Source organism: Microbacterium sp. LjRoot45 (assembly GCF_964253325.1).
In the GTDB taxonomy this organism is placed as follows: Bacteria; Actinomycetota; Actinomycetes; order Actinomycetales; family Microbacteriaceae; genus Microbacterium.
The window spans coordinates 2216675-2240737 of sequence record NZ_CAXUQM020000001.1; the positions used below are offsets into that span (position 1 = coordinate 2216675).

General features: G+C 69.8%; 22 protein-coding genes. 6 read left to right on the forward strand and 16 right to left on the reverse strand.

Going from position 1 to position 24063, the window contains the following annotated elements:
- Positions 1 to 30: 30 nt before the first annotated feature.
- Entirely contained in the window at positions 31 to 1404 is a 1374-nt protein-coding gene (locus ACSQ18_RS10525) for a 2-oxo acid dehydrogenase subunit E2 (RefSeq protein ID WP_436037255.1), read from the reverse strand.
- On the reverse strand, positions 1404 to 3593 hold the full coding sequence (locus tag ACSQ18_RS10530) for an alpha-ketoacid dehydrogenase subunit alpha/beta (RefSeq protein WP_436038431.1): 2190 nt from the start codon (positions 3591 to 3593) through the stop codon (positions 1404 to 1406). Before ACSQ18_RS10530 ends, ACSQ18_RS10525 begins: the two co-directional genes overlap by 1 nt.
- A gap of 157 nt (positions 3594 to 3750) precedes the next feature.
- Between ACSQ18_RS10530 and ACSQ18_RS10535 the strand changes: the two genes are divergently transcribed.
- The 4 genes from ACSQ18_RS10535 (at position 3751) to ACSQ18_RS10550 (ending at position 8220) form a co-directional block, all read left to right on the forward strand.
- Positions 3751 to 4275 carry a VOC family protein gene (locus tag ACSQ18_RS10535; protein ID WP_436037257.1) on the forward strand — a complete coding sequence of 175 codons (525 nt, stop codon included), beginning with the start codon at positions 3751 to 3753 and terminating at the stop codon, positions 4273 to 4275.
- 25 nt (positions 4276 to 4300) lie between these two features.
- The gene (locus ACSQ18_RS10540) at positions 4301 to 4981 is read left to right on the forward strand and encodes a GntR family transcriptional regulator (protein ID WP_436037258.1); all 681 of its coding nucleotides are present in this window, start codon (positions 4301 to 4303) and stop codon (positions 4979 to 4981) included.
- A 44-nt stretch (positions 4982 to 5025) separates the two neighbouring features.
- Positions 5026 to 6402 carry an NADP-dependent succinic semialdehyde dehydrogenase gene (locus tag ACSQ18_RS10545; protein WP_436037259.1) on the forward strand — a complete coding sequence of 459 codons (1377 nt, stop codon included), beginning with the start codon at positions 5026 to 5028 and terminating at the stop codon, positions 6400 to 6402.
- 411 nt (positions 6403 to 6813) lie between these two features.
- Positions 6814 to 8220: a DUF222 domain-containing protein gene (locus ACSQ18_RS10550; RefSeq protein ID WP_436037260.1), complete on the forward strand. Its 1407-nt coding sequence runs from the start codon at positions 6814 to 6816 to the stop codon at positions 8218 to 8220.
- Positions 8221 to 8305: 85 nt separating this feature from the next.
- Here ACSQ18_RS10550 and ACSQ18_RS10555 read toward each other — a convergent pair whose 3' ends face one another.
- The 14 genes from ACSQ18_RS10555 to ACSQ18_RS10620 all read right to left on the reverse strand — a co-directional run bounded on the left by ACSQ18_RS10555 (position 8306) and on the right by ACSQ18_RS10620 (position 21930).
- On the reverse strand, positions 8306 to 8938 hold the full coding sequence (locus ACSQ18_RS10555) for a peroxiredoxin (RefSeq protein WP_436037262.1): 633 nt from the start codon (positions 8936 to 8938) through the stop codon (positions 8306 to 8308).
- Between the two features lie 34 nt (positions 8939 to 8972).
- Positions 8973 to 9620 (reverse strand): helix-turn-helix domain-containing protein, encoded by a 648-nt coding sequence (locus tag ACSQ18_RS10560; protein ID WP_436037263.1) that lies wholly within the window; start codon positions 9618 to 9620, stop codon positions 8973 to 8975.
- Between the two features lie 22 nt (positions 9621 to 9642).
- Positions 9643 to 10308: a cupin domain-containing protein gene (locus tag ACSQ18_RS10565; protein WP_436037264.1), complete on the reverse strand. Its 666-nt coding sequence runs from the start codon at positions 10306 to 10308 to the stop codon at positions 9643 to 9645.
- A gap of 144 nt (positions 10309 to 10452) precedes the next feature.
- Complete coding sequence (locus ACSQ18_RS10570; protein WP_436037265.1) at positions 10453 to 11763, reverse strand: M24 family metallopeptidase; 1311 nt, start codon at positions 11761 to 11763, stop codon at positions 10453 to 10455.
- A complete protein-coding gene (locus ACSQ18_RS10575) occupies positions 11760 to 12233 on the reverse strand; it encodes a RidA family protein (RefSeq protein ID WP_436037266.1) in 474 nt (157 codons plus the stop codon). The genes ACSQ18_RS10570 and ACSQ18_RS10575 overlap by 4 nt, the downstream gene beginning before the upstream one ends.
- Complete coding sequence (locus ACSQ18_RS10580; RefSeq protein WP_436037267.1) at positions 12226 to 13902, reverse strand: amidohydrolase; 1677 nt, start codon at positions 13900 to 13902, stop codon at positions 12226 to 12228. Before ACSQ18_RS10580 ends, ACSQ18_RS10575 begins: the two co-directional genes overlap by 8 nt.
- Before the next feature lie 9 nt (positions 13903 to 13911).
- Complete coding sequence (locus tag ACSQ18_RS10585; RefSeq protein WP_436037268.1) at positions 13912 to 14628, reverse strand: ABC transporter ATP-binding protein; 717 nt, start codon at positions 14626 to 14628, stop codon at positions 13912 to 13914.
- On the reverse strand, positions 14625 to 15428 hold the full coding sequence (locus tag ACSQ18_RS10590; protein WP_144805895.1) for an ABC transporter ATP-binding protein: 804 nt from the start codon (positions 15426 to 15428) through the stop codon (positions 14625 to 14627). Before ACSQ18_RS10590 ends, ACSQ18_RS10585 begins: the two co-directional genes overlap by 4 nt.
- Positions 15425 to 16717 carry an ABC transporter substrate-binding protein gene (locus tag ACSQ18_RS10595; RefSeq protein ID WP_436037269.1) on the reverse strand — a complete coding sequence of 431 codons (1293 nt, stop codon included), beginning with the start codon at positions 16715 to 16717 and terminating at the stop codon, positions 15425 to 15427. The genes ACSQ18_RS10590 and ACSQ18_RS10595 overlap by 4 nt, the downstream gene beginning before the upstream one ends.
- Positions 16718 to 16722: 5 nt before the next feature.
- Positions 16723 to 17820 carry a branched-chain amino acid ABC transporter permease gene (locus ACSQ18_RS10600; RefSeq protein ID WP_436037270.1) on the reverse strand — a complete coding sequence of 366 codons (1098 nt, stop codon included), beginning with the start codon at positions 17818 to 17820 and terminating at the stop codon, positions 16723 to 16725.
- Positions 17820 to 18686, reverse strand: coding sequence for a branched-chain amino acid ABC transporter permease (locus tag ACSQ18_RS10605; protein ID WP_301037735.1), 867 nt, complete (start codon positions 18684 to 18686; stop codon positions 17820 to 17822). Before ACSQ18_RS10605 ends, ACSQ18_RS10600 begins: the two co-directional genes overlap by 1 nt.
- A gap of 220 nt (positions 18687 to 18906) precedes the next feature.
- Positions 18907 to 20292: a M24 family metallopeptidase gene (locus tag ACSQ18_RS10610; RefSeq protein ID WP_144805899.1), complete on the reverse strand. Its 1386-nt coding sequence runs from the start codon at positions 20290 to 20292 to the stop codon at positions 18907 to 18909.
- A 40-nt stretch (positions 20293 to 20332) separates the two neighbouring features.
- Positions 20333 to 21040 (reverse strand): SDR family NAD(P)-dependent oxidoreductase, encoded by a 708-nt coding sequence (locus ACSQ18_RS10615; RefSeq protein ID WP_436037271.1) that lies wholly within the window; start codon positions 21038 to 21040, stop codon positions 20333 to 20335.
- On the reverse strand, positions 21037 to 21930 hold the full coding sequence (locus tag ACSQ18_RS10620; RefSeq protein ID WP_144805901.1) for a cupin domain-containing protein: 894 nt from the start codon (positions 21928 to 21930) through the stop codon (positions 21037 to 21039). The genes ACSQ18_RS10615 and ACSQ18_RS10620 overlap by 4 nt, the downstream gene beginning before the upstream one ends.
- A gap of 273 nt (positions 21931 to 22203) precedes the next feature.
- Here ACSQ18_RS10620 and ACSQ18_RS10625 point away from each other — a divergent pair, with 273 nt between their 5' ends.
- Both ACSQ18_RS10625 and ACSQ18_RS10630 read left to right on the forward strand, forming a co-directional pair.
- Entirely contained in the window at positions 22204 to 23631 is a 1428-nt protein-coding gene (locus tag ACSQ18_RS10625) for an amidohydrolase family protein (protein ID WP_436037272.1), read from the forward strand.
- A complete protein-coding gene (locus tag ACSQ18_RS10630; RefSeq protein WP_436037273.1) occupies positions 23628 to 24056 on the forward strand; it encodes a RidA family protein in 429 nt (142 codons plus the stop codon). The genes ACSQ18_RS10625 and ACSQ18_RS10630 overlap by 4 nt, the downstream gene beginning before the upstream one ends.
- Positions 24057 to 24063 lie beyond the last annotated feature (7 nt).

The window sequence follows — 24063 nt, forward strand, 5'->3', positions numbered from 1 at the left end:
TGCGCCTTTGCCGTCGAGAGGGGGACGTCGCTACACCAGCAGCGACAGCGGGTTCTGGATGCGGTCGGTGAACGCCGCGAGCCACTGCGCGGCGAGCGCACCGTCGAGCACGCGGTGATCGGCCGAGAGCGTCACCGTCATGACGGTCGCGACGGTCAGCTCGCCGTCGTGCCCGACGACGGGTCGCCGTTCCGCGGCGCCCACGGCAAGGATGCCGGAGTGCGGCGGGTTGATGATCGCCGAGAAGCGCGACGTGCCGTACATGCCCAGGTTGGACACGGCGAACGACCCGCCCTCCAGCTCCTGCTGCTTGATGCGTCCCGCGCGCGCACGCTCCGCGAGGTCGCGGACGGCACGGCTCACGCTCCCGAGGCTCAGGTCCTCCACGCCGCGCACGACGGGGGTGACGAGACCGCCCGGAATCGAGACGGCCACCCCGATGTCGACGCTCGCGAAGCGCCGCGTGGCGTCGTCGGTCCAGATCGCGTTGGCTTCGGGGACGTCGAGCATCGCGGCGGCGGCCGCCTTCAGCACGAAGTCGTTCACCGACACCTTGACGTCACCACGCTCGTTGATGCGGGCACGGAGGGCGAGCACCTCGTCGACACGGCAGTCTGCCGAGAGGAAGAAGTGCGGCACCGTGGTCGTGCTCTCCGTGAGCCGCCGGGCGATCGCGCGCCGCATCCCCGTGTGGGGCACGTCGGTGAACGCGGCCGGGGATGCCGACGGAGCGGATGCCGCAGTCGGCGGCGCCGCGGGAGCCGTCGGGGGTGTCGCCGCGGCTGCGGGCGCCGCTGCTGGCAGCGCGTCGAGGTCGCGGCGCACGATGCGCCCGTTCGGCCCCGATCCGGGCACGGCGGCGAGATCGAGTCCCCGCTCGCGCGCGAGCTTGCGCACGAGGGGACTGGCGAATCGCCGCTCGGAGTTCGCGGGCGCGGATGCAGGCTCGGCATCCGTGGGCGGAACCGCGGGAGGAGGCGGCGCGACCTGGCCGTCTTCCGACGATTCGGTGGCGGCGGGCATGGACGCGGTGGCCTCGGGGGAAGCGGTGGTGTCGGGGGCGGCGGCCTCGTCCGTCGCGGGGACGGTCGGCGCGGGCGCGGCGGTGGGGGCCGGCGGCGCGGCATCGACGCCGGCTTCGGCGAGCGCCGCCTCAGCGCTCTGACCCTCGCCGGCGAGCACGAGGATGGGCGATCCGACAGCGGCTGCGGCACCGGCATCCACGAGGATCGCCGCGACGACCCCGGCCTCTTCCGACTCGTACTCGACGACGGCCTTCTCGGTCTCGATCTCGACGATCTCCTGCCCGGCCTCGACGCGGTCGCCGACCGCGACGAGCCAGGACTGCACGGCGGCTTCGGTCGCGCCCGCGGCGAGGGCCGGCATGCGGACGACGGCAGCCATCAGCGCACCCCGCTGTTCGTGCGCACGCGCTCCAGGCCCGCGACGACCTCTTCGGTGCGGGCGATCGCCGCACGCTCCAGCACCTTGGAGATGCTGGGGCTGGCCTCGCCGCCGGTGACGCGCTCGATCGGCTGGTCGAGCCAGTCGAAGACGCGGCGCTGCAGTTCGTCGGCGAGCCAGGCGCCGTACGACGTGCCGCGGGCACCCTGCTCGACGATCAGCACCGCGCCGGTCTTGCGGACGCTGGTCTCGATCGTCTCCCAGTCGAGCGACGCGCGATCCAGCCACCGCAGATCGACGACCTCGGCATCCACTCCGGTCTGCTCGACCGCCTCCAACGTGTGCCCCACCATCGAGAGGTAGGTGAGGACCGTGACCTCCGACCCCTCCCGCCGCACGGCCGCGCGGCCGGGTGGGATGACGTAGTCGAGGTCGCCGTCGGGCACGCGGTCGGCGGTGCCGTAGAGGTCGACGTGCTCGATGACGAGCACCGGGTCTTCCAACGCCAACGCGGCGTTGAGGAGTCCGACGTAGTCGGCCGCCGACGAAGGGGCGACGATCCGCCAGCCGGCGGCGGTCGCGAAGATGCCGGCCGGGTCCATGAGGTGCTGGGAGCCGTAGCCGGACCCCATCGCGACCTTCGTGCGCAGCACGAGCGGCACGGTGTTGTTGTCGCCGAACATGTGGCGCGCTTTCCCGACCTGGTTGAACACCTGGTCGGCGGCCACCCACATGAAGTCGGGATACATGAACTCGACGATCGGCCGGAACCGCCCGTCGAGGGCCATACCGCCGGCGAGACCGAAGAACGCGTTCTCGCTGATGGGTGTGCCGATGACGCGGTCTTCGCCGAACGCGGCGCGCAGGCCCTTGGTGGCGCCGTTCGTCCCGCCGGCGAGGCGGTGGACGTCTTCGCCGAGCACGACGATGCGCGGGTCGGCCGCCATGCGGCGCTCCATCGCCGCGGCGATCGCGTCGACGAACTTCACCTCGGTCCAGCCGCCCTCGTGGGCGGTGGGGTCGCCGTCGGGCAACCCCGCGAGCTCGGACGCGTCGCCCCGGATGCCGGTGTCCACGACGGCCGGGTCGGGCCACAGCGCGGGGACGATCCGTCGCCGGCCGGCGTTGTCGGGGTCGTCCCCGGTGAGCTTCGCGACGGCATCCGCCATCGCCTCGCGCGCCTGGGTGCGCACGGCGGCGGCCTCGTCCGGGCTCAGCACGGACAGCGAAGCGAGCTCACGCTCGACGCGGGCGATCGGGTCGCGCGACTTCCAGCTCTTCTCCTCGTCCTTCGTGCGGTAGCCGAAGGCGCTGCCGGGGTAGGGGCCGTTCTGGTGGAAGAAGCGGTACACCTCGGCCTCGATGATCGCCGGCCCCGCACCCCCGCGCATGCGCTCGAGCGCCTCCTGGGTGGCCAGGTGCACGGCGAGCGGGTCCATGCCGTCGACCCGCCACGAAGGGATGCCGAAGCCCTGCCCCCGCACGGAGAACCGCGGATCGGCGGTGACCTCGTCGGCGTGCGTCGAGACGGCGTACAGGTTGTTCTCGATGAAGTACATGACCGGGAGCTGCCACGCGGCGGCGAGGTTCATCGACTCCAGCACCGACCCGATCTGACTCGACCCGTCGCCGAAGTAGTTAATGGAGACGTCGGTCGTGCCGGAGTGCTTCTGCGCCCACGCGGTGCCGGTGGCGATCGGGGCGCCGCCGCCGACGATGGCGTTCGTGCCGAGCGCGCCGGCTTCCAGCCACTGCAGGTGCATCGAGCCGCCGCGGCCTCCCGAGAACCCCTGGGCCAGGCCGAGGATCTCGGCGAGCGTGCGTTGCAGCAGCGCCTGCATCTCCGCGTCGACGAGGGCGGCGGGATCGAGGACTCCCCCGGAGACGTGGCCGATCGCCTTCGCGAGGAACTGGTGGTGGCCGCGGTGCGAGCCGTTCACGGCATCCGTGGAGCGCAGCGTGACGATCGAGCCGACGGCGCCGCCCTCCTGCCCGATGCTGGAGTGCGCGGGGCCGTGGACGAGTCCGGCGCCGGCGAGGTCGAGCACGCTCTCCTCGAAGGCGCGGATGAGGTGCAGCTGGCCGAGCATCGTCGTCAGGAGCGCGGGGTCCGCCGCTTTCCAGTCGGCGGAGGTCGTGCTCAGCTCGATCCAGGGAACGTCGGTCGAGAGTTTGCGTCGTCGCGGCATGTTCGTCTCCATCGATGTCATGCGATGGGCCTACCGTACCTACGATTGCATCCAATCACAAGAGTTCGCATGCTTTTGTTCGGATGAATGGTTGCTTTCGCGCCGCATCTGGATACAATTCGAGCATTCACATTGGAGTGACGAGAGGAGCGGCACGATGCCGATCCCCGGTATGCGCGGCACCGACCACATCGGCTTCACCGTGCCCGACCTCGACGAAGCCGAGCACTTCCTCGTCGACGTGCTGGGCGCCGTCCGCGTCTACACGCTCGGTGCCAAGCGCGCCGACGACGACTTCATGTCCGTCCAGCTCGGGGTGCACCCCCGCACCGTCGTCACCGAGATCCGCTTCTACCGCCTCGGCAACGGAAGCAACCTCGAGGTGTTCCACTACGACAGCGCCGACGGTCAAGCGCCGCAGCCGCGCAACAGCGACATCGGCGGGCACCACCTCGCCCTGTACGTCGACGACATGGACGCGGCGGTCGCCTACCTGCGCGAGCACGGCGTGGAGATCATGGGCGAGCCCGTCGTCAGCGCGGGGGCCTCGGCCGGCCAGCGATGGCTGTACTTCCGCAGCCCTTGGGGCATGCAGTTCGAGCTGGTCTCCTTCCCCGGCGGCAAAGCGTACGAAGCGGATGCCGACACGCTGCTGTGGCATCCCGCCGATCCCGCCGCATGAGGCCCTCAAGGACGAGAGTGGTCCCATGAGCCAGATCGACATCACCCGCACACGCGACGGCGACGCCGGAGCGCGGATCGCCGACGGCATCCGCAGCGGCATCCTCGCGGGCGCCTACCCGCCGGGCACGCGCATCCGGCAGGAGGACGTCGCCGCCGAGTACGGCGCCAGTCGCGTTCCCGTGCGCGAGGCGATCCGCCAACTGGAGTACGAGGGACTCGTGACCGTCGTGCCGAACTCTGGCGCCTGGGTCTCTCGCCTCACGCTCGCCGAGTGCGAAGAGGTGTACCAGATGCGCGAGCGGCTCGAGCCGCTGCTGCTGCGCTATTCAGCCCCCGCCCTGTCCGGCGACGCCCTCGATCGGCTCGCCGCGCTCGCCCAGCGCATCAGCGACGCCGGTGACGACACCGAGACGTTCCTCCAGCTCGACCGGGAGTTCCATCTCGCCAGCTACGAGGCGGCCGAGACCGCGCAACTCGAGCCGCTCATCCGCAAGCTGTGGAACACGACGGCGCCCTACCGTCGAGCGTATGTGTCTTCGTGGGACCGCGACGCGCGACGCATCGCCCATGAGGAGCACCATCTCATGGTCGCCGCGCTCAAGGACGGCGACCACGAGGAGGCCGAACGCGTGCTCGGCGCCCATATCCGCCGCACCCGCCGACAGCTGTCGCGCACCCCCGAGATCTTCGACGACCCGCACTGACCGCCCGCCCGGATCGTGCGCGATCCGCCGACGAAAGGCCCCGCATGCCCATCGCCTCCATCAACCCCGCCACCGGTGAGACCGTCGCCCGCTTCGACGAGCACGACGACACCGAGATCGACGCGCGCATCGCCGCCGCCGACGCGGCGCACCGCACCCTGCGGACGACGGACTTCGCCACCCGCCGGGGCTGGATGCACGCCGCCGCCGATCTGCTCGACGGCGATGTCGAGCAGGTGGCCGAGCTCATCACGCTCGAAATGGGCAAGACGCTCGCGCAGGCGCGCGGCGAGGTGCGGAAGTCCGCGAACGCCATGCGCTTCTACGCCGACCGCGCCGAGGAGTTCCTGACCGGGACCACGCTGCCCGATCCGAGTGTCGTCGGCGCTTCGCACGCCCACACGACCTACCAGCCGCTGGGCGTGGTGCTGGCGGTGATGCCGTGGAACTACCCCATCTGGCAGGTGATCCGCTTCGCCGCCCCCGCGCTGATGGCCGGCAACGCGGGGCTCCTCAAGCATGCGTCCAACGTTCCGCAGGCGGCGATCTACCTCGACACGCTGTTCGAGCGGGGAGGCTTCCCCACCGGCTCGTTCGGCTCGCTCCTCATTCCCGCGGCGAAGGTCGAACGCGTGCTGCGCGACCGACGCGTCGTCGCGGCCACGCTCACCGGTTCCGAACCCGCCGGCCGGTCCGTCGCCGCCATCGCCGGCTCCGAGGTCAAGCACGTCGTGCTGGAGCTCGGCGGCTCCGACCCGTTCGTCGTCATGCCCTCCGCCGACCTCGACCGCGCCGTCGCGACGGCGGTGGCCTCGCGGACGTCGAACAACGGCCAGGCGTGCATCAATGCGAAGCGATTCATCGTCCACGCCGACATCCACGACGCCTTCGTCGAGAAGTTCGCCGCCGCCATGGCCGCCCTGACCGTCGGCGACCCGCGTGACGAGAAGACCGACGTCGGTCCGCTCGCCACCCGCTCCGGCCGCGACGAGCTCGCCGAACTGGTCGACGACGCCGTCGCCGCCGGGGCGACCGCGGTCGTCGGCGGAGCGACGCCCGACGGCGACGGCTGGTTCTACCCGCCGACCGTGCTCACGGGCATCACCGAGACCATGCGGCTGTACCGCGAAGAAGCGTTCGGCCCCGTGGCATCCGTGTACTCGGTCGCCGACGCCAACGAAGCGCTCCGGGTCGCCAACGACACGACCTTCGGCCTCAGCTCCGCCGTGTGGACGCAGGATGCCGACGAGGAAGCGCGGATCGTGGCCGGGCTCGACGCGGGTGCCGTCTTCGTCAACGGCATGTCGATCTCGTACCCCGAGCTGCCGTTCGGCGGCATCAAGGACTCCGGCGTCGGTCGGGAGCTGTCCGCCGAGGGCATCCGCGAGTTCTGCAACCTCAAGTCGGTCTGGAAGGGCTGAGTTCTCGGGGGTGCGCACTCGGTGGTTGAGCGAGCGCAGCGAGACGAATCGCCGTCGCCCCCGGTCGTTGAGCGAGCGCAGCGAGACGAAACGCCGTCGGTCGGATCGACGTTTCGTCTCGTCGCTGCGCTCCTCGCTCAACGCCCGAACCACACCGTCGCCCCCGGTCGTTGAGCGAGCGAAGCGAGACGAAACGCCGCACCCGCCCGGATCGACGTTTCGTCTCGTCGCTGCGCTCCTCGCTCAACGACCGAACCCTCGCCCGTCACCCCCGGTCGTTGAGCGAGCGCAGCGAGACGAAACGCCGCACCCTCCTCCACACCCCCGGCGTGTCGGAAGTTATCCACAGGAAGCACCCGTGATCTGGGTTTTGTCGGAGGCAATGTCGGTGCCCCCGAGAAGAATCGGAGCATGACAGGGACCACGCCGACCGCATGGCAACAGCGCATCGACACGCTGCTGCACGCGCTCGCCGACGCCCGCCGCGACGCCGCCGCCGCCCAAGCCCGTGAGGTCGCGCTGCTGGCCGAGGCAGTCGAGATCGCCCAGGCGATGGCACAGGATGCCGGTGGCCCGACGTCCGTGGCGGACATCCCGATGCGGTCTCTTGCGGCGCAGATCGGGGCCGCCGCGCGGGTGTCGGACCGGACGGTGCAGAAGCACATGTCCGATGCCGTCGTCTTGGTGGAGAAGTTGCCCGCGACGTTCGCCGCGTGGGCCTCCGGGGACGTGTCACGCGGGCATGTGCGGGTTCTCGTCGAGACGGGCGCGGCGATCGAGGACGATGCCGCGCGGGCCGTGTTCGAGGACGCGGCGCTAGGGGTCGCGCGGCGGGAGACTCCGGGGCGCCTGAAGCCCGCCGCACGGCTGTTAGCCGCGCGGTTGCACCCGATTCCCTTGCAGGAACGTCACACGGCTGCCGCTACCAAGCGGGAGGTGTGGGTGCGTGATCTCGACGACGGGATGGCGGAGTTGATCGCGATCCTTCCCGCGGCGATCGCGCACGGCATCCGCGACCGCATCGACCAATACGCGAGACGCGTCGTGGATGCTCGAGGCGCGGGGCCGGGCGGAGAGAACACGGGCGATTCCAGCCAGGGCGGCGCGCCTGACGCGACCTCCAGCACTGCGCTCCTCCCCCACCCCGACACGAACTCCCACAACACGCACCCGACCGACACCCGCCGCATCAGCGAGGTGCGGGCCGACGTGTTCGCCGACCTCCTCCTCACCGGACACGCCACCCCCGAAACCACCAACGACGCGATTCCCGCCGGGGAAGCGATCATCGCCCGCGTGCAGGTCACCGTCCCGGTGCTCACCGCGGTCGGGGCGGACGACGCCCCCGCCGAACTGGTCGGCAAAGGCCCGATCGACACGGCCACCGCTCTCCGGCTGGCCGGCACCGCGACAGGGTGGGACCGGGTACTCACCCACCCCATCACCGGAAACGTCCTCGCCATCGACCGGTACCGCCCGTCCGACCACCTCAAACGCACCCTCCGGGTGAGAGATGAGCACTGCCGGTTCCCCGGCTGCCGCACCCCCACCTATCGGTCCGACATCGACCACACCACCGCCAGAGAACACGACGGACCCACCGAGCTGACGAACCTCGCCCACCTCTGCCGCCGCCACCACACGTTGAAACACCACTCCGCGTGGCGCGTCCGGCAGACACCCGACGGCATCCTCCACTGGACCAGCCCCACCGGACGCACCTACCCCGACCACCCCGCCCGCACCCTCGTGTTCACCACGAGAGGGACCGAAGCGCGCCCAGAACCCCGCCCGACCCCTGACCCAACGGACTTCTGACCTGAAGTACCTGAACGGAATCAAGAGGACCGAGCTCTCAGATTGCCGATCGACTTGCCGCTCGCACTGCCCGCGGCACTGTCCGCTAGAGCGCGGCGTCAGGGTTCGGCGTGCCGTCGTCTCCGTCGCCGACGCCGGCGCGCACAACACGAAGGACGTCCTCGACGTGACCTGTCGCATCGGAGCCAGGATCGATCGCGCCGACGATCTCGCCATCCCGAGCGAGCAACGTCATGCGTCGATAGAGCCTGGTGCCTTCGAACTCGAACGTCGGCAATCCCAGGGTGTCCGCGAGAACGAACTCCGTGTCACTCAGGAGGGGGTACGGCAAGTGCAGACGTGCAGCCGCCTCCGCTTGGTAGTCCGTCGTCTGCGAGGAGCATCCGACGATGCTCCATCCCAGCGCCGCGAAGTCGCGACGCAGATCGCGGAACGAACATGCCTCTGCGGTACACCCTTTGGCTCCCGGGACCGCCGCCCACGCTTCCGAGTCCGGCGACCGCGGATCCCCCGTCTTCGGATACACGAAGATGACCGTCGGATCGGCGGTGAGTTCGACGAGGGGACGGTCGCTCGCTGTGGTCGAGGAGAGCACATCGGAGGGCATTCGTCGCCCGATCAACCCGGCCGCATCTCCAGCCATCACAGACGTACCCCTCAGCCGCACCGTTTCCGACCTGCACCACGCCCGCGCCACATCTCCGACACCGCCCGACACGCGCGGTTGGTCCCTGCCGGGCATCGCACCCACCTCAGGCGTGCGGGACGGGATCGTGGGCGTGACGGTCGCGCACGAACCAGATCGCGCGCACCTCGACATCGCCCTCGTTCCAGAACCGATGCGGGATCGCGGAGTCGAACACGATCGAGTCGCCCGGCACGAGCGTGGTCGCCTCGCCCTGCACCTCGACGCTGAGAGTGCCCGAGATGATCACGCCGTACTCGCGACCCTCATGAACGATGTGCTCCGCCGGCGCCTCGGTGCCCGGAGCGTAGATCACCTCGAGGAACTCGGCATCCACCTCGCCTCGGGCGGTCAGCCGGCTCCATCGCGGACCGGAGCTGAGCTTGATCGACGGATGCCGGTCCGCGCGCTGCACGATGCCCGAGCTCTCCAGATCGCCCGGCGCGTCCACTGGAGCGGGCACCGACGCCGTCACGGGAGTTCGCGACAGCGGAGTCTTCGGGTCGAGAATCTCGTGCATCTGCACGTCGAGCTCGGCCGCCACGGCATACAACGCCGGCACGCTGAACGACCCGATCCCCCGCTCGACCTGCGACACGTGGCTTGCGGACACCCCGATGCGCCGCGCCAGCTCACGGACGGTGAGTCCACGCGTCGACCGCAACTCGCGGACACGCTCACCCACCGTGTTCCAGGGCGTCTCGAGCTCACTCATGCGCTCGCCTCCTCCGTCGGCCTCAGCCGTCACTGCGCCCATGCAGCCGGCCCATCACGTCGAGAACGTCGACGGCGTTGCGGATGTCGACGGGAGCCGCCGCACCCGCCGTGCGCGTCGATCCGATGATGTACCACACGCCCTCGGCCACCTCGTCGGAGGCATTGAAATAGTAGTGGGGCCGCTGCGCGTCGAAGCACAGCGAGTCGCCGGCCCGCAGGACGAACGTGTCGAATTCGAGCTTGAGCGTGAGCTCGCCGCGCACGATGAAGCCATGCTCGATCCCGACGTGCCGCATGTGCGTCTCGTCCAGCGAACTCGCCGCCCCCGGCTGATACGTGGCCAGCACGGCATCCAGCCCCTCGTCGCCGCCGACGGCGAGGCTGCGCCACGTCACGCCGTTCTGCATCACGATCTCGGGCGCCTGCGCGAACGGCAACACGGGGTCGGTGCGCACCCGAGGCTTCGGCGGCGCCGCGGTCGGCGGACGGTGCCCGAGCACGTCGTCGACCGACAGGCCCAGGCAACTCACGATGGCGTAGAGGGTGCTGACCGACGGCTGCACCTTCCCGGTCTCCACCTGCGACAGCAGGCTCGGCGAGATCGCCGCCTGCGCGGCCGTCGCACGAAGACTGAGGCCCTGGGCCGTACGCGCCGCCCGAAGGCGGTCACCGAGCTCTGCGGTCATGAGCGTCCTTTCGCGAGTCCGACCCTACTCCCCCCTGTGCCGTGAGACTGAACACTCCGGCGCGACCCGCCGGGCTAACTCGGCAGACCCACACCGCCCCGCCGAGACCACCACGGTCCCGCCGAGACCAGCATCGCCTCGGCGTCAGTACTGTCCCGCCACGAACAGCTCCTGGGCCGGGAACCGCGTGAGCACCTCGATGCCGTAGTCGGTGACGACGACCTCCTCCTCGATGCGCGCCGCGGAGGAACCATCGGATGCCGGGCAGTACGTCTCCATGGCGAAGACCATGCCCGCGCGCAGCTCGACGGGGTCCGCCATCGAGTTCAGCCGCGAGATGATCGGCCGCTCGTGCAGTCCCAACCCGAGACCGTGCGCGAACTGCAGCCCGAAGGCCGCCAGCTCGTTCTCGAACCCGAAGTCCTCCGCCCGTGGCAGCACTGCAGCCACCTGATCGCTCCCGACGCCCGGCCGGATCGCGTCCAGTGCGGCATCCATCCACTCGCGCGCCTGCTTGTACGCGTCGTGCTGGCTGGGCGTCGCCCACCCGACGCCGAACGTGCGGTAGTAGCACGTGCGATACCCGTTGTAGGAGTGGATGACGTCGAAGAAGGCCTGGTCGCCGGGACGGATGATGCGGTCCGTGAAGTTGTGGGGATGCGGGTTGCACCGCTCCCCCGAGATGGCGTTGATCGCCTCGACCTGATCGCTCCCGTACTCGTAGAGCCGGGCGTTGGCGAGGGCGACGATCTCGTTCTCACGCACGCCGGGCCGGAGCGTGTCCGCGATGTCCTGATAGACCCCGTCGACCATCGCCGCCGCCTGGTTGAGAAGCATGATCTCGTCGGCGTTCTTGATCACGCGGGCATCGAGCATGTGCTGCTGCGCATCGGCGACGCGGATGCCACGACGCTGCAGTTCGAAGAGGAACGGCGGTTCGACGATGTCGATACCCACGGGCGCGTCGGCCAGTCCTGCGCCGGCGAGCAGCGAGACGATCTCGTCGACCGCCGTCTTCATCAGGTCGGCCCCGCCGTCGGGCGCGACCGCGCCCTTGAAGCCGAGGAAGCCGGCCCGGTAGTTCTCGTCGGGCACCCAGTCCGAGTACAGCTTGTGATGACGCACGGCCGATCCGAAGTCCCACAGGATCGGCTCGTGTCCACGCATCAGCAGGGCGTAGCGGATCATCTTGTCGCCGAGCGCACCGCCGATCCACGTCTGCGTCGTATACCGGATGTTGTAGAAGTCGAACAGCAGGAACGCCCCGCACTCGCTCGCCTCCAGCGCCGCCTTCGCGCGCTCGAGCCGATAGCGGCGCAGCCGGTCGAAGTCGACCCGGTGCTCGTAATCGACGCCCATGATGCCGGGCGACCCCAGGGGGCGCACGCCGGCGGGACGATCGACGGGGCGCTCGAACCGCCGCGACGAGTGAGCGTGACCGTGGTGACCGCTCATGCCGGGTCCTCGGCGGGCGCCGCCGCGACGACGTGGAACTCGAACCGGAGCCTCGGGTCGGTGGCCAGCCGCACCACCTGCACGGTCGTGCTCGTCGGGATGTGACCGCCGAACCACGCCGCCTGATGAGCGTTCACGACGTCCTGGTCCGCCTCCACGTCGGTGAAGAACCGGATCATGTTCACGACGTCCTCGCGGCCGCAGCCCGCGGCTGCGAGCGCCTGGTCGAGATGGTCGAAGGCGTTCTCGACCTGCCCCTTCGCGTCGGCGGGCATGGCGTCGAACACCTCGGGAACGTGAGGGTGGTCGTGGTAGACGGGCGCCCCGGTCACACCGCTGATGAAGACGAGCCGCGACGGCGAGACGACGCGGATCGCGGGCACGAACGGGCTCACGATGCCGGCGTCGAAACCCTCGTGGTGAATGACGTCGGCATTGCCGACACGGCGCGGCGGGGGGATCTCACTCATCTGGTTCTCCTGTTCCTGACTCCCGTCGCGGGACGTCGGTGGTGGCTCGGTGGGTGATGCGACCGCCCAGGACGGTCAGAACGCTGCGGATGCCGGCGAGTTCGTCGTCCGCGCACGTGAAAGGGTCGAGCGTCGGCACGCACAGGTCGGCGTCGTAGCCCGGGGCGAGGCGCCCGCGGTGGTCCTGCTCTCCCGTGAACCACGCGGCATCCCTCGTATACGACGCGAGCGCCGCGGCGCGGTCCAGCAGGTGGGCGGCGTCTCGGCGGCCTCGGCCGTCGAGCGTGCCGCCCGTGACGAGCCACCAGATCGAGGCCCAGGGCGAGAAGTCGTTCGCACGCGTGGCGTCGGTGCCCCCGCCGATCACGATGCCGAGCTCGCGCATCGTCGCCAACGGCGGCGCCTGCGCGGTCGCCGCGGCACCCCACGTGTCGACGTAGTCGCCCCCCTTGAGCACGAGACGGTTCTGCACGAGCACGCCGGCGCCCAGAGCGGCGATCCGGGCGAGGTTGTCGCGGCTCGCCTCGTCGGCGTGGACGATGGACCACCCGCGTCCGGCGACCAGTCCGGTCTCCTGCTCCACCTGCTCCCACGCGTCGAGGATGCGCCCGAGCGTCGCGTCGAGCACCGCGTGCACGCTCATCCGCCAGCGGCGCACGGCGCACAGCCGCACGATCTCCACGAGCTCATCGAAGGCGGCGTCGGGCACCGTGAACGGGTCGAGACCCTCCATGTCGTGGCATCCGAGGTGCGGGATCTCCCCCACCCCGACGATGCGCAGCATGCCGTCGCCGGCGTCGGCCGGCACGAGCGACGTGAGCGCCTCGATGTCGGCGACCTCACCGCCGCGGTTCCAGGCAGAGACGAACAGCCGCGCACGGATGCCGAGGTCACCGGCCCGATGCACAGCGCGGATCGCGTCATAGTCGCGCGGCGTCATCAGCAGTCCGCCGCCGTCGACGACCCCCGTCAAACCGTGCCGGGCGAACTCCGCGGCCATCTGCCGCAGACCCTCCTGCGCCTCGGCGGAATCGGCGGCGAGGGCTCGCGCGAGCGGAGCGGCGAACGCACCGACACCGCGCAGGCGGCCCGTCGGGCGCCCCTCGGCGTCGCGTTCGATCGAGCCCCGCGGAGGTTCGGGCGACTCGGCGGTGTAGCCGCAGGCGGCCAGGCCCGCGCTGTTGAGCACACCCAGGTCGTACAGCTCCTGGAGGTAGACGGGATGGTCGGGCGCGACGGCATCCACCTCGTCCCGCGTGGGGATGCGCCCTTCGGCGAACTGCGACCGGTGCCATCCGCCGACGGCCGCGATCCACGAACCGGCGGGGAGCCGCTCGGCGGCGCCGCGGACCGTGTCCAGCGCCTCGGCGATCGAACGGATGCCTTCCCAATGGAGCGACACGCTCCAGGAGTTGCCCCCGCGCACCGCGTGGATGTGCGCGTCGTTGAGTCCCGGGAGCACGCGGCGCCCGCCGAGTTCGATCACTTCCGCGGCCAGCTCGGCGTAGGGTGCGAGCTGCTGATCGGTGCCGACCGCGACGATGCGACCGCCGGCGATGGCGAGCGCTTCGGCTTCGGCGGGGGCCTGATCAGGGTCGGCGAACGTCGTGATGCGTCCCCCGCGGAGGACGAGGTCGACGAGAGGAAGGGCGCGCGGGGCGGTGGGCATGTCGGGCACTCAGATGCTCAGGTGCCGCTCGAGCAGGACGTCGTCCGCGCGCAGTTCGGCGGGCGTTCCCGACCAGGCAATCGTGCCCGAGTCGTCGATCACGATGACGCGCTCGGCGATGTCCAGCGCGAGATCCACGTTCTGCTCGGCGATGAGGATCGACAGACCCGAGGCGCGAAGCCCCTCCAGACGGTCCTGGATGACGTCGAGCACGCTCGGCGCCAGACCCTCGCTGGGCTCGTCCATGATGAGCAGTGACGGGTTCGTCATGAGGGCACGGCCGATGGCGAGCATCTGCTGCTCCCCGCCCGAGAGGGAGCGGGCCATCGATCCGGACCGCTCCGCCAGACGCGGGAAGAAGTCGAAGACGCGCTCCACGCTCCACGGGTCCGCCGCGTCGGCGCGGCGTCGTCGCGGCACGACCGTCAGATTCTCGAGCGTCGTGAGCGATCCGAACACCCGCCGTCCCTGCGGGACGAGGGCGATCCCGGCCCGCGCGATGCGGTGCACGGGGAGCTTGGTGAGCTCGGTGCCGTTGAAGACGATCGAGCCGGCCGTCACCGTCGGCGGGCGCAGTCCGCAGATGGCGCGCACGAGCGTCGTCTTGCCCATGCCGTTGCGGCCGAGGAGGGCGACGCTCTGCGCGTCGCCGATCTCGAAGTCGACGCCGTGGAGCACGCCCGCCGTCGCATAGCCGACGCGGAGACCGGTGACCTGCAGACTCACTTCTTGTCCCGCCTTCCGAGGTAGATCTCCTTGACGGTGGGGTGCTCGCGCACCTCCGCCGGTGTGCCGGTGACGACGTGCCGCCCGTTCTCCATGCACATCACCCGATCGGTGAGACCGAGCGCGAGCGTCATGTCGTGCTCGATGAGGAGGATCGGGAGGGTGCGGGGCAACGCCTCGATGAGGTCGCGCAGGGTCGTGCGCTCCACCGCGGACAGGCCGGCCGCCGGCTCGTCCAGCAGCAGGATGCGCGGATCGGTCACGAGCGCCATCGCGATCTCGAGCTGCCGCTGCTCGCCGTGCGAGAGGTCGGCGACCGTGTCGTCACGGCGACCCACGAGGTCGACCGAGTCGAGCATCTCGAGCGCCCGAGTGGTCACGTCGTCCCGCAGTCCCTGCGTGCGCCAGAAGACCCGGGCCTGCCCCGAGCCACCGCGCGCGGCGACGCGGACGTTGTCGAGCACCGTCATGTCGCGGAAGAGGTTGGACACCTGGAAGGTGCGCCCGACGCCCAGCCGCGCGCGACGCGCCGTCTCCAGACGGGTGACGTCGCGGCCGAAGAGCTCGATCGCTCCGACCGTCGGCGACACGTCGCCGGCGATCATCTTGAACAGCGTCGTCTTCCCGGCGCCGTTCGGGCCGATCACGCCCATCCGCTCGCCCGCCGCGAGCGTCAGCGAGATGTCGTCCACGGCCTGGACGCCGCCGTAGCGCTTTCCCAGGCCGGTGACGGTGAGTGCGGGGGCGGGGGCCCCGGACCCCTGGGGGTCCGGAGCCTCCGCCGTTGCCGATACGGTCACTCGAGCCCCTGGAAGGTCTGCGAGTACGTCGGCTGTGCCAGCGCCTCTTCGGGCGTGCGGCCCAGCCACTGATCGACGTCCTCGAACGTGGCGATGGGGGTGTTGTAGAAGTTGCCGTCGTCTCCGGCGGTCACTTCGCGCACGTACACCGGGCCGACCATGTTGTTGTAGTCGTCCCACGAGACGCGGCCGAAGATGCTGTCCTCGAACGTGTACTCGGTGATGGCGCTCACGAGCTCCTCCCCGGTGACGAGGCCCTTCTCCGCCAGAACGGATGCCACGAGCGACGCGGTCATGTAGCCGCCGGCGACGTAGGCGCCGGGGACCTTCCCGTCGGAGAACTCCTTGTAGGCCTCGATGAACTCGGCGACGGCGTCGCTGTCACGACCCTCCGCCCAGTAGCTGACCGACTTGACGCCGACGACCTGGTCGCCCATCGCGCGCAGCGTGCCCTGGTCGAGCGAGCAGCAGTTCATGAGGAGCTTGCCGGGGTCCAGCCCCAGGCCCTGGTAGGCGTTGAGGAAGTTCGGCCCCGGGGCACCGCCGGCGGTCGCGACGTAGACCACGTCGGCTCCCGCCGCCTGGATCTGGGAGACGTACGTCGAGAAGTCGGTCGTGGTGTTCGGGAACCAGATCTGCTCGACGACCTCGCCGCCGTTCTGCGTGAAGCCCTGGACGAACCCGGCGCACGACTCCCAGCCGAACGCGTAGTCGGCGCAGAGGGTCACGGCGGTGTCGAAGCCGCCTTCGGTCGCCGCCCACTCGCCACCGGGGTAGTTCGCCTGCGAACCGCCCATCGACCCGGTGCGCACCGTGAGGTCGTTCGCGTTGCGCTGCGTGAGGTCATCGGAGGCGGCGACGGGGTGGAGGTTCGGGATGCCGACGCTGGAGGTGTACTCCGCGACGGCGAGTGCCGTGTTGGCGATGAGCGGGCCGACGATGAAGTCGACCTCGTCCTGTTCGACCAGCTTGCGGGCCTTGGTGAGCGAGGTCTCGGGGTTGCCCGCGTCGTCCTCGACGATCGTCTCGATCGTGATTCCGTTCACCTCGGCGCCGTTGAGCTCCCAGTACAGGTTCCAGCCGTCGACCATCTCCTGGCCTGCGACGGCGAAGTTGCCGGTCGTGGGAGAGATGTAGCCGACCTTGAGGCTCCCGCCGGCTTCGCCGCTCGATCCGGAGGTCGGATCGGGCTCGGCTGCCCCGGGAGGGGCGCAGGCGGTGAGGGCGAGTGCGGTGACCGCCGCGATGCCGGCGGCGACGAGCGCCGATCGACGACCGCGTGTCTTCATTGACGTCATTGCAGGTCCTTTCCTTGGTGCTGTTCAGCGGTGTTGTTCTCGGGTGTGACGGAGGTGTCCGACCGGCCCGGCGGTGGCGGGGACGGCGGTGAGACGGCGGACTCGCGTCGCGCGCGCAGGCGACGGAAGAGCTTCCTCGTGCTTCCGGCGATCCCGGCGCGGGCGAAGAGAATCACGAGGATGAAGATGAGGCCCAGAATCGTGGGCCAGCGGTCGACATGGCTGGAGAGGACGTTCTCCACGAGCACGACGATGGCCGCGCCGATGAGCGGACCGAGCAGCGTGCCGACGCCGCCGAGGATGACCATGACGATGAGGTGCACGGAGCGGTCGACTCCGGCCGAGGAGGGGCTCACGAAGTGGGTGTGCCAGACGGCGAGGAGTCCGGCGAGGCCGGCGATGGTGCCGGAGATCATGAACGCGCCGAGCTTGTACGAGCGCACGCTGTAACCGAGGCTGCGCATGCGGCTCTCACTATCGCGGATGCCGCGCAGACTCGCGCCGAACGGCGAGTTCCCGACCACGTAGAGGATCGCGGTGGCGGCCACGAACGCGGCCAGCACGACGTAGTAGTAGATCCAGTAGGACCCCATCCACTCCGGGCGCTCGATGCCCGAGATGCCGTTCTCCCCACCGGTCACCGACGACAGTCGGAAGGCGAGGCCGTAGATGAGCATGCCGACGGCGAGAGTCACCATCAGGAAGTAGATGCCGCTGGTGCGCATCGACAGCAGGCCGTAGACGAGCGAGGCCGCGAGCGTCATCCCCAGCGCGAAGACCACCTGCATGCCGGGGTCGAATCCCTCGCGCGACGCCCAGCCGGCGCCGTAGGCGGAGGCCGCCGCGATACCGGCGTGACCGAGGGAGACCATGCCGCCGTTGCCGGCGAGGAAGTTGACGCTCGCGGCGAGGGTCGCCGCGATGAGGATGGTCGAGACGAGCGAGATGACAAAGCCCGTGACTCCCAGGTAGGGCAGCACGACGGCGACGACGAGCAGGGCGCCGAGGAGCCCCAGGTTCATGAGCTGGACCCGGTCGCGCCGGGGGGCTCCGAAGGTGCGGACGGTGCGGGTTTCGACGATGCGGTTGCTCATCAGGCAGCCTTTCCGAACAGGCCCGTCGGGCGGAAGACGAGAACGAGGGCCATCGGCAGGAAGATCGTGAAGTAGGCGAGTTCGGGGATCCACGCTTTCGCGAACGCGTCGATGAGGCCGATGAGCACGCTGCCGACGGCGGCGCCCGCGACGCTCCCGAGCCCGCCGATGATGATGACGACGAGCGCGTACAGGAGCACTTCGTTCTGCACACCGGGGAGGATGCTCTGCATGCCGGCCCCGATCGTGCCGCCGATGGCGGCGAGGGCCGCGCCGACGACGAACATCCCAGTGAACACCCAGCGGATGTTGATGCCCATCGCGCTGATGATCTCGCGGTCGTCGACGCCGGCCCGCACGACAGCGCCGACGCGGGTGCGGGTCTGCACGAGGGCGAGGGCGACGCCGATCGCGATCGCCAGCCCGATGACGAAGATGCGGTACCAGGGATAGGCGAAGTCGCCGATCATGAGCGCCCCGGGGATGCGGACCGAGTTGGGGAGGTTCTGCGGGTCTCCGCCGAAGAAGGCCAGGCAGAGATCGGCGATCACGAAGGAGACGCCGATCGTGAGCAGCACCTCGGGCATCTCCTGCCCGCGCACGAAGCGCAGGAGGACGACCTCGACGAGGAACGCGGTGATGGCGACAGCGGCGATCGAGGCGATCACGGCGACCAGGAGGTTGCCGGTGAGCGTGGCGATGACGACGCCGATGTAGCCGCCGAGCATGTAGAACGCTCCGTGCGCCATGTTCACGATGCGCATGAGTCCGAAGACGAGGGTGAGGCCGCTGGCCAGGAGGAACAGCAGGGCGCCGAAGCTCAGGCCGTTGAGGACCTGTTGGGCGAGGAATACGGGTTCGAACACGCGATCTGTCAGACCTTCCACATCGTCGGGGAGTTGCCTGGGTGCGACCCAGTGAAGCAAGCTGTGAACACTATGTCAAGTGGTACTGCACAACGGTCAAGTAACAGTGCACACGTCGTGGGAGCACCGAACGAGATCCGGCAGGCGGGCGCGCCGAGCACCGCGCCGCGACCTCCTCACGAGGCCGCACGCGCGGCGCAGACGCCGGTGTGAGCAGCCGTCAGGCGGACTCGCCGCGCCCCGCGGGCGTGTTGAGGTGCGACTGCGAATCACGGATGCCGGACAGCGGACCGTTCACCGTGAAGTAGCGGCCGCCACCGGCGACGAGAAGCTCCTCCGCGGGGAACTTCGTGATGACCTCGCAGCCGTCGGCCGTCACGACGACCTCTTCCTCGATGCGGGCGGCACCCCAGCCGTCGGCGGCGGGCCAGTACGTCTCCAGCGCGAAGACCATGCCCTCCTCCAGCACCTCGGGGTGATCGAGCGACGTCAGGCGGGAGAAGATCGGCTTCTCCCAGATGGAGAGGCCGACGCCGTGGCCGTACTGCAGCGCGAAGGCGGCCTCCTCGTCGGGGAAGCCGAACTCCTCCGCCTTCGGCCACAGCTCCACGATGTCCGCCGTGGTCGCGCCGGGCTTCACGGCGGCGATCGCCCGGTCCATGTACTCGCGGCAGCGGGTATAGGCATCCCGCTGGGCCGGGCTCGCCGAGCCCACCGCGAAGGTGCGGTAGTAGCACGTCCGGTAGCCGTTGTACGAGTGCAGGATGTCGAAGAAGGCCGGATCACCCGGACGCACGGCGCGATCGGAGTAGACGTGCGGATGCGGTGCGCACCGCTCGCCAGAGATCGCGTTGACGCCTTCGACGTACTCCGATCCCTGGTCGTACAGAGACTTGGCGACGAGTCCGACGCACTGGTTCTCACGAACGCCGGGACGCAGGAACTCGTAGAGCTCGTCGTAGGCGGCGTCCACCATGGATGCCGCGGTCGTCAGCAGCGTGATCTCGTCGGCCGTCTTGATGCGCCGCGCCTCCATGAACACCTGCTGGCCGTCGACGACGTCGATGCCCTCGCGCTGGAGCGCGAACAGGATCGGCAGCTCGACGACATCCACCCCGAGCGGTTCGTTCGCGAGTCCGAACCTCTCCAGCTCCCGCTTGATCTTGCGCGCTACCTCTTCGGCGATGCCCGCATCGGGCGGGAACGCGCCGCGCAGCGTCGAGATGCCGGCGCGGGCGCCGGACTCCAGCCGCGGTCGCGTGGCACCGTGATGCGGCGCGTGCGGATCGGCATCCGCCTCCATGTGGGTCTCGTGCAGCCACGGGTTCAGCAGGGCATGGTGCTTCGCCGCCGACCCGAAGTCCCACACGATGGGGTCGGTCTTGCGCGTCACGAGGCAGAAACGGATGAGCTTGTCCATCGCCCACGTGCCGATGTGCGTCGCCGACGCGTAGCGGATGTTGGAGAAGTCGAAGGCGAGCACGGCGCCGAGCGACGACCGTTCCAGTTCGGCGTGGAGCCGGGCGAGACGTTCGTCGCGGAGGCGCTCGAAGTTCACGCGCGCCTCCCAGTCGACACCCATCGTTCCGCGTGTGGCAATGCTCATGGTGTTCTCCCTGCGTGGATCGAGACGTGGACGATGGCGGTCAGCTGATGCGCCAGCCGCGGTCGACGTTGAGGCTGTGGGCCGAGACGCCGCGGTTGAAGAGCAGGAACCGCACGGCATCGACGATGTCGGCCATGGTGGCCAGCGCACCGCCGGGCGTGCGGCTCTCGTAGCCCGCGAGCACGCCCTCGGGCTTGGCCGCCCAGAACGGGCTGTCGCCGATGATGCCGGGGTGGAGCGCGTTCACCCGGATGGGGGCGAGCTCGTGCGCGAGCGTGTTCATGAGCCCGTCGACGCCGCCGTTGATCGTGGAGACCGTCGTCGATCCGGGGTAGGGCGCGTCTTTCGCGCGGCCGCCGAAGAGCACGATGCCGGTGTCGACGGAGGGCTCCAGACGGTCGAGCAGCGTGTGGATCGTTTCGGTGTACCCGATGAGTTTGAGGGTGACCAGCCGCCGGGCTCGGGCGATGTCGTACTCCCGCAGCGTGTTGGCGTCGCGCTCGATCGCCGCCAGCACGAGGCCGTCGAGGCGCCCGACCTCGGCAAGCTGGGCGGCGATGCCCTCCGGTTCGGAGACGTCGAGTGCGATGCCGGTCGCCGCCGAGCCGAGCGAGGATGCCACCTCCTCCGCCGTTTCTCGACTGCGGCTCGTCACGACGACGCTGTCGCCGCCGGCGACGAGGTCTTTCGCGAGTTCGAGCCCGATGCCGGATGATCCTCCGGCGACGAGTATGGTCCGTCCGCTCACATCTCCTCCTCGAGACGTTCTTCCAGGTACTGCCAGTCGCGCACGAATCGGTACGCGTGTCGGGGGGGCATCTGCGGAGACTGCGTCTCCAGCCACTGCACTTCGGCACCGGTGGCCTCGAACGAGTGGACGCAGCCGACGCCGGCCCACGCGATGTCGCCCGCCGTGAGGAGGAACTCCTCGCCGTCGAAGCTCGCGCGCACCTCGCCCTCGGTGATGAGGTACGCCTCTTCGAGCGGGTGGTCGTGAGGGCCGGCCTTGCCGTCGGGCTCGTAGCGGACCATGAACTGCGTGCCGAGGGTCGCGCCGAGGTCGGAGTCGACCATCATCTTCAGCGTGATGCCGCTGTAGACCAGGAGCGCGGTGCGCATGCTCGCCGAGACGGCCAGCAGTTCCTGCGACTGCCGCCCCGGATTCATGTGCTCGGTCGTGATGTTGCCGAAGGAGCGCGTGCGCGGGTCGCGCGTGTCGACTCGGATCGGCTCGCGCTCGGGCAGCTCCGGTACACGGTAGGTGTCGGAGCCGTAGCGCGCCCGGGCCGGCGGAGTGAACAGGTCGGCCCACGCGGCATCCGTCTCCCCCACGGCCCGCCACGCGTGCGGCACGCCGATGGGGAGCACGCCGTAGTCGCCCGCCACGAGGTGGACGGTGGCTTCGGGCGTCGTGAGGACGACCTCGCCCTCGATCACGTGGAAACTCTCCTCGAAGGAGTGCACGTGGGTGTCGGTGCGTCCGCCCGGGGCCAGCCGGGTGATGCCGAAGTCGGTGTGGGCGGCGCCGTCGTCTTCACCGACGCCGCGCCAGCGGGTCATGCCGACGGCACCGGGCGCGAGATGCCCCGGGTCGAGATAGTCCGCGTCTGCGGCACGACGGACCACGAATCTCGCCATGCGCTGCCTCCTCGAGCGTGTGACCGGCCATCGCGTCTTCGCGATGGCGGGAGACTCCTCGGATGCCGAGTGTTCAGTCTCACTAAACTCAATGTAAACGGTAGGTCCGTCGCCTTGTCAAGCGGCCCGGAGCGACCTCTTCCCATATTCGCGTGAATGCGTCATGCTGAGGGCCACAACCGCGTTTGACCCGACTGTACAAACGCGGAGCGACACCTGAACACACCCTCTTCTGAACCACCACCTGGGCGCTGCTGATCAAAGGAGATAAGCATGTCGAACACACCCACCCCCCGCGCCGGCCAGCCGATCCTGCTCCGCGGCGGCATCGTCCTCACGATGGACGACGCGCACACCGTCATCCCGGGCGGTGATGTCCTCGTCAAAGACGGCGTCATCGCCGAGGTGGGGGTCGACGTCGAAGCCCCCGACGACGCGCTCGTCATCGACGCGACCGGCGGCATCGTCATGCCCGGCATGGTCGACACCCACCGGCACATGTGGCAGACGGCCATGCGCGCCTACGGCGCCGACTGGACCCTCACGCAGTACTTCGTCTGGTACTACCTGCAGCACGGGGCCAAGTTCCGTCCCCAGGACTACGCCGCCGGCAACCTCATCTCGGCCCTCGACGCCATCGAGTCGGGCGTCACGACGAGCGTCGACTGGTCGCACGGGCTGCGCACCGTCGAACACGGCGAAGCCGCGTACGAGGCGCTGGCGACCTCCCCCGGGCGCTTCGTGTTCGCCTACGGGAACATCCACCAGTCGCCGTGGGAGTGGACCGCCGATCCCGCCGTCCAGCGGCTGCTCATCGCCTCGCGCGACGACTCGCGCATGTTCGGCACCCAGATCGCCTTCGACGTGCCGAATCAGGACGAGCAGTTCCCGGAACTCGCGGCCTACCGCGTGGCCAAGGAACTCGGGCTGCGCGTGACCACTCACGCCGGTGTGTGGGGCGCCACCAACGACTGGGGCATCCGCAACGCCTACGACGCGGGCGTCATGGAGGAGGGCTTCACGTACGTCCACGCCGCATCGCTGAGCGCGGAGTCGTACCAGAAGATCGCTGCGACAGGAGGCAACGTCTCGCTCGCCACCGAATCGGAGGACACGTGCGGGCAGGGGTATCCCCCCATCCACCAGCTGCGGAAGTACGGCATCCCCACGTCCCTCTCCGTCGACACGAGCGTGTGGTTCAGCGCCGACCTGTTCTCGGCGATGCGGGCCACCGTCAACGCCGACCGGGCGCTCGAGCACTACCTCGCGCACCGGCTCGAGCCGGCCGAGACGGTCACGCACGTGAAGCTGCGGGCCGAAGACGCCGTGCACATGGCGACCCGTGGCGGCGCCCAGGCGCTCGGCAAGGACGGCGAGATCGGCTCGCTGGAGGTCGGCAAGCTCGGCGACGTCGTGCTGCTCAAGAACGAGGACTCCCCCACCTGGGCGCCCCTCATCAATCCGTGGGGTCAGGTCGTGTACCAGGCGCAGCGCGGCGATGTGCACACCGTGCTCGTCGGCGGCGAGGTGGTCAAGTGGGAGGGCAAGGTCACCGCGGGCGACCTCCGCGGCGTCCGCGCCAAGCTCGACGACACGGTCGCCTACCTCGAGCGCGAGGTCGGCGACGACTGGATCGCCGGGCAGCACCCCGACATCCCCGAGTCCGAGGTGCTCTACAACCCCTACCAGTACAAGAAGTGACCGCGCCCGAACGAGACGGGAGCGGGATGCAGGCCGGCGGCGACGCGGCACGGATCTCGCGGCATCCGGCCCCCGTCTACCCGGGCATCTCGGACAGCGTCCGGGTGCGCACGGGAGACCTGCTCTACCTCTCGGGCGTCGTCGGCCTGGAAGACGACGGCTCTGCGCCGGCGTCGTTCGAGCGGGCCGTCGAGCTCGCCTACGCACAGCTGCGACGCGCGCTGAGCGCGGGAGGCGCCGCCCCGGAGGACATCGTCCGCGTCGGCGTCTACATCGCGCGGCTCGACGAGGAGCGGCTGCGGGTCTGGCGGTCGGTGCGCGACCGGATCATGGGCGGAAGCGACCTCCCCGCGAGCACGCTCATCGGCGTGTACTCGCTCGTGGGCGGCGCGGAGATCGAGATCGACGCCGTCGCCGCCGTCTGATCGGTTC

Bases quoted from the DNA above. Each gene is read 5' to 3' on its own strand.
- ACSQ18_RS10610 (WP_144805899.1), bottom strand. From the start codon at position 20,292: ATGAGCATTGCCACACGCGGAACGATGGGTGTCGACTGGGAGGCGCGC.
- ACSQ18_RS10625 (WP_436037272.1), top strand. From the start codon at position 22,204: ATGTCGAACACACCCACCCCCCGCGCCGGCCAGCCGATCCTGCTCCGC.
- ACSQ18_RS10620 (WP_144805901.1), bottom strand. From the start codon at position 21,930: ATGGCGAGATTCGTGGTCCGTCGTGCCGCAGACGCGGACTATCTCGAC.
- ACSQ18_RS10580 (WP_436037267.1), bottom strand. From the start codon at position 13,902: ATGCCCACCGCCCCGCGCGCCCTTCCTCTCGTCGACCTCGTCCTCCGC.
- ACSQ18_RS10595 (WP_436037269.1), bottom strand. From the start codon at position 16,717: ATGAAGACACGCGGTCGTCGATCGGCGCTCGTCGCCGCCGGCATCGCG.
- ACSQ18_RS10600 (WP_436037270.1), bottom strand. From the start codon at position 17,820: ATGAGCAACCGCATCGTCGAAACCCGCACCGTCCGCACCTTCGGAGCC.
- ACSQ18_RS10565 (WP_436037264.1), bottom strand. From the start codon at position 10,308: ATGACCGCAGAGCTCGGTGACCGCCTTCGGGCGGCGCGTACGGCCCAG.
- ACSQ18_RS10535 (WP_436037257.1), top strand. From the start codon at position 3,751: ATGCCGATCCCCGGTATGCGCGGCACCGACCACATCGGCTTCACCGTG.
- ACSQ18_RS10530 (WP_436038431.1), bottom strand. From the start codon at position 3,593: ATGCCGCGACGACGCAAACTCTCGACCGACGTTCCCTGGATCGAGCTG.
- ACSQ18_RS10575 (WP_436037266.1), bottom strand. From the start codon at position 12,233: ATGAGTGAGATCCCCCCGCCGCGCCGTGTCGGCAATGCCGACGTCATT.
- ACSQ18_RS10550 (WP_436037260.1), top strand. From the start codon at position 6,814: ATGACAGGGACCACGCCGACCGCATGGCAACAGCGCATCGACACGCTG.
- ACSQ18_RS10525 (WP_436037255.1), bottom strand. From the start codon at position 1,404: ATGGCTGCCGTCGTCCGCATGCCGGCCCTCGCCGCGGGCGCGACCGAA.
- ACSQ18_RS10560 (WP_436037263.1), bottom strand. From the start codon at position 9,620: ATGAGTGAGCTCGAGACGCCCTGGAACACGGTGGGTGAGCGTGTCCGC.
- ACSQ18_RS10570 (WP_436037265.1), bottom strand. From the start codon at position 11,763: ATGAGCGGTCACCACGGTCACGCTCACTCGTCGCGGCGGTTCGAGCGC.
- ACSQ18_RS10540 (WP_436037258.1), top strand. From the start codon at position 4,301: ATGAGCCAGATCGACATCACCCGCACACGCGACGGCGACGCCGGAGCG.
- ACSQ18_RS10545 (WP_436037259.1), top strand. From the start codon at position 5,026: ATGCCCATCGCCTCCATCAACCCCGCCACCGGTGAGACCGTCGCCCGC.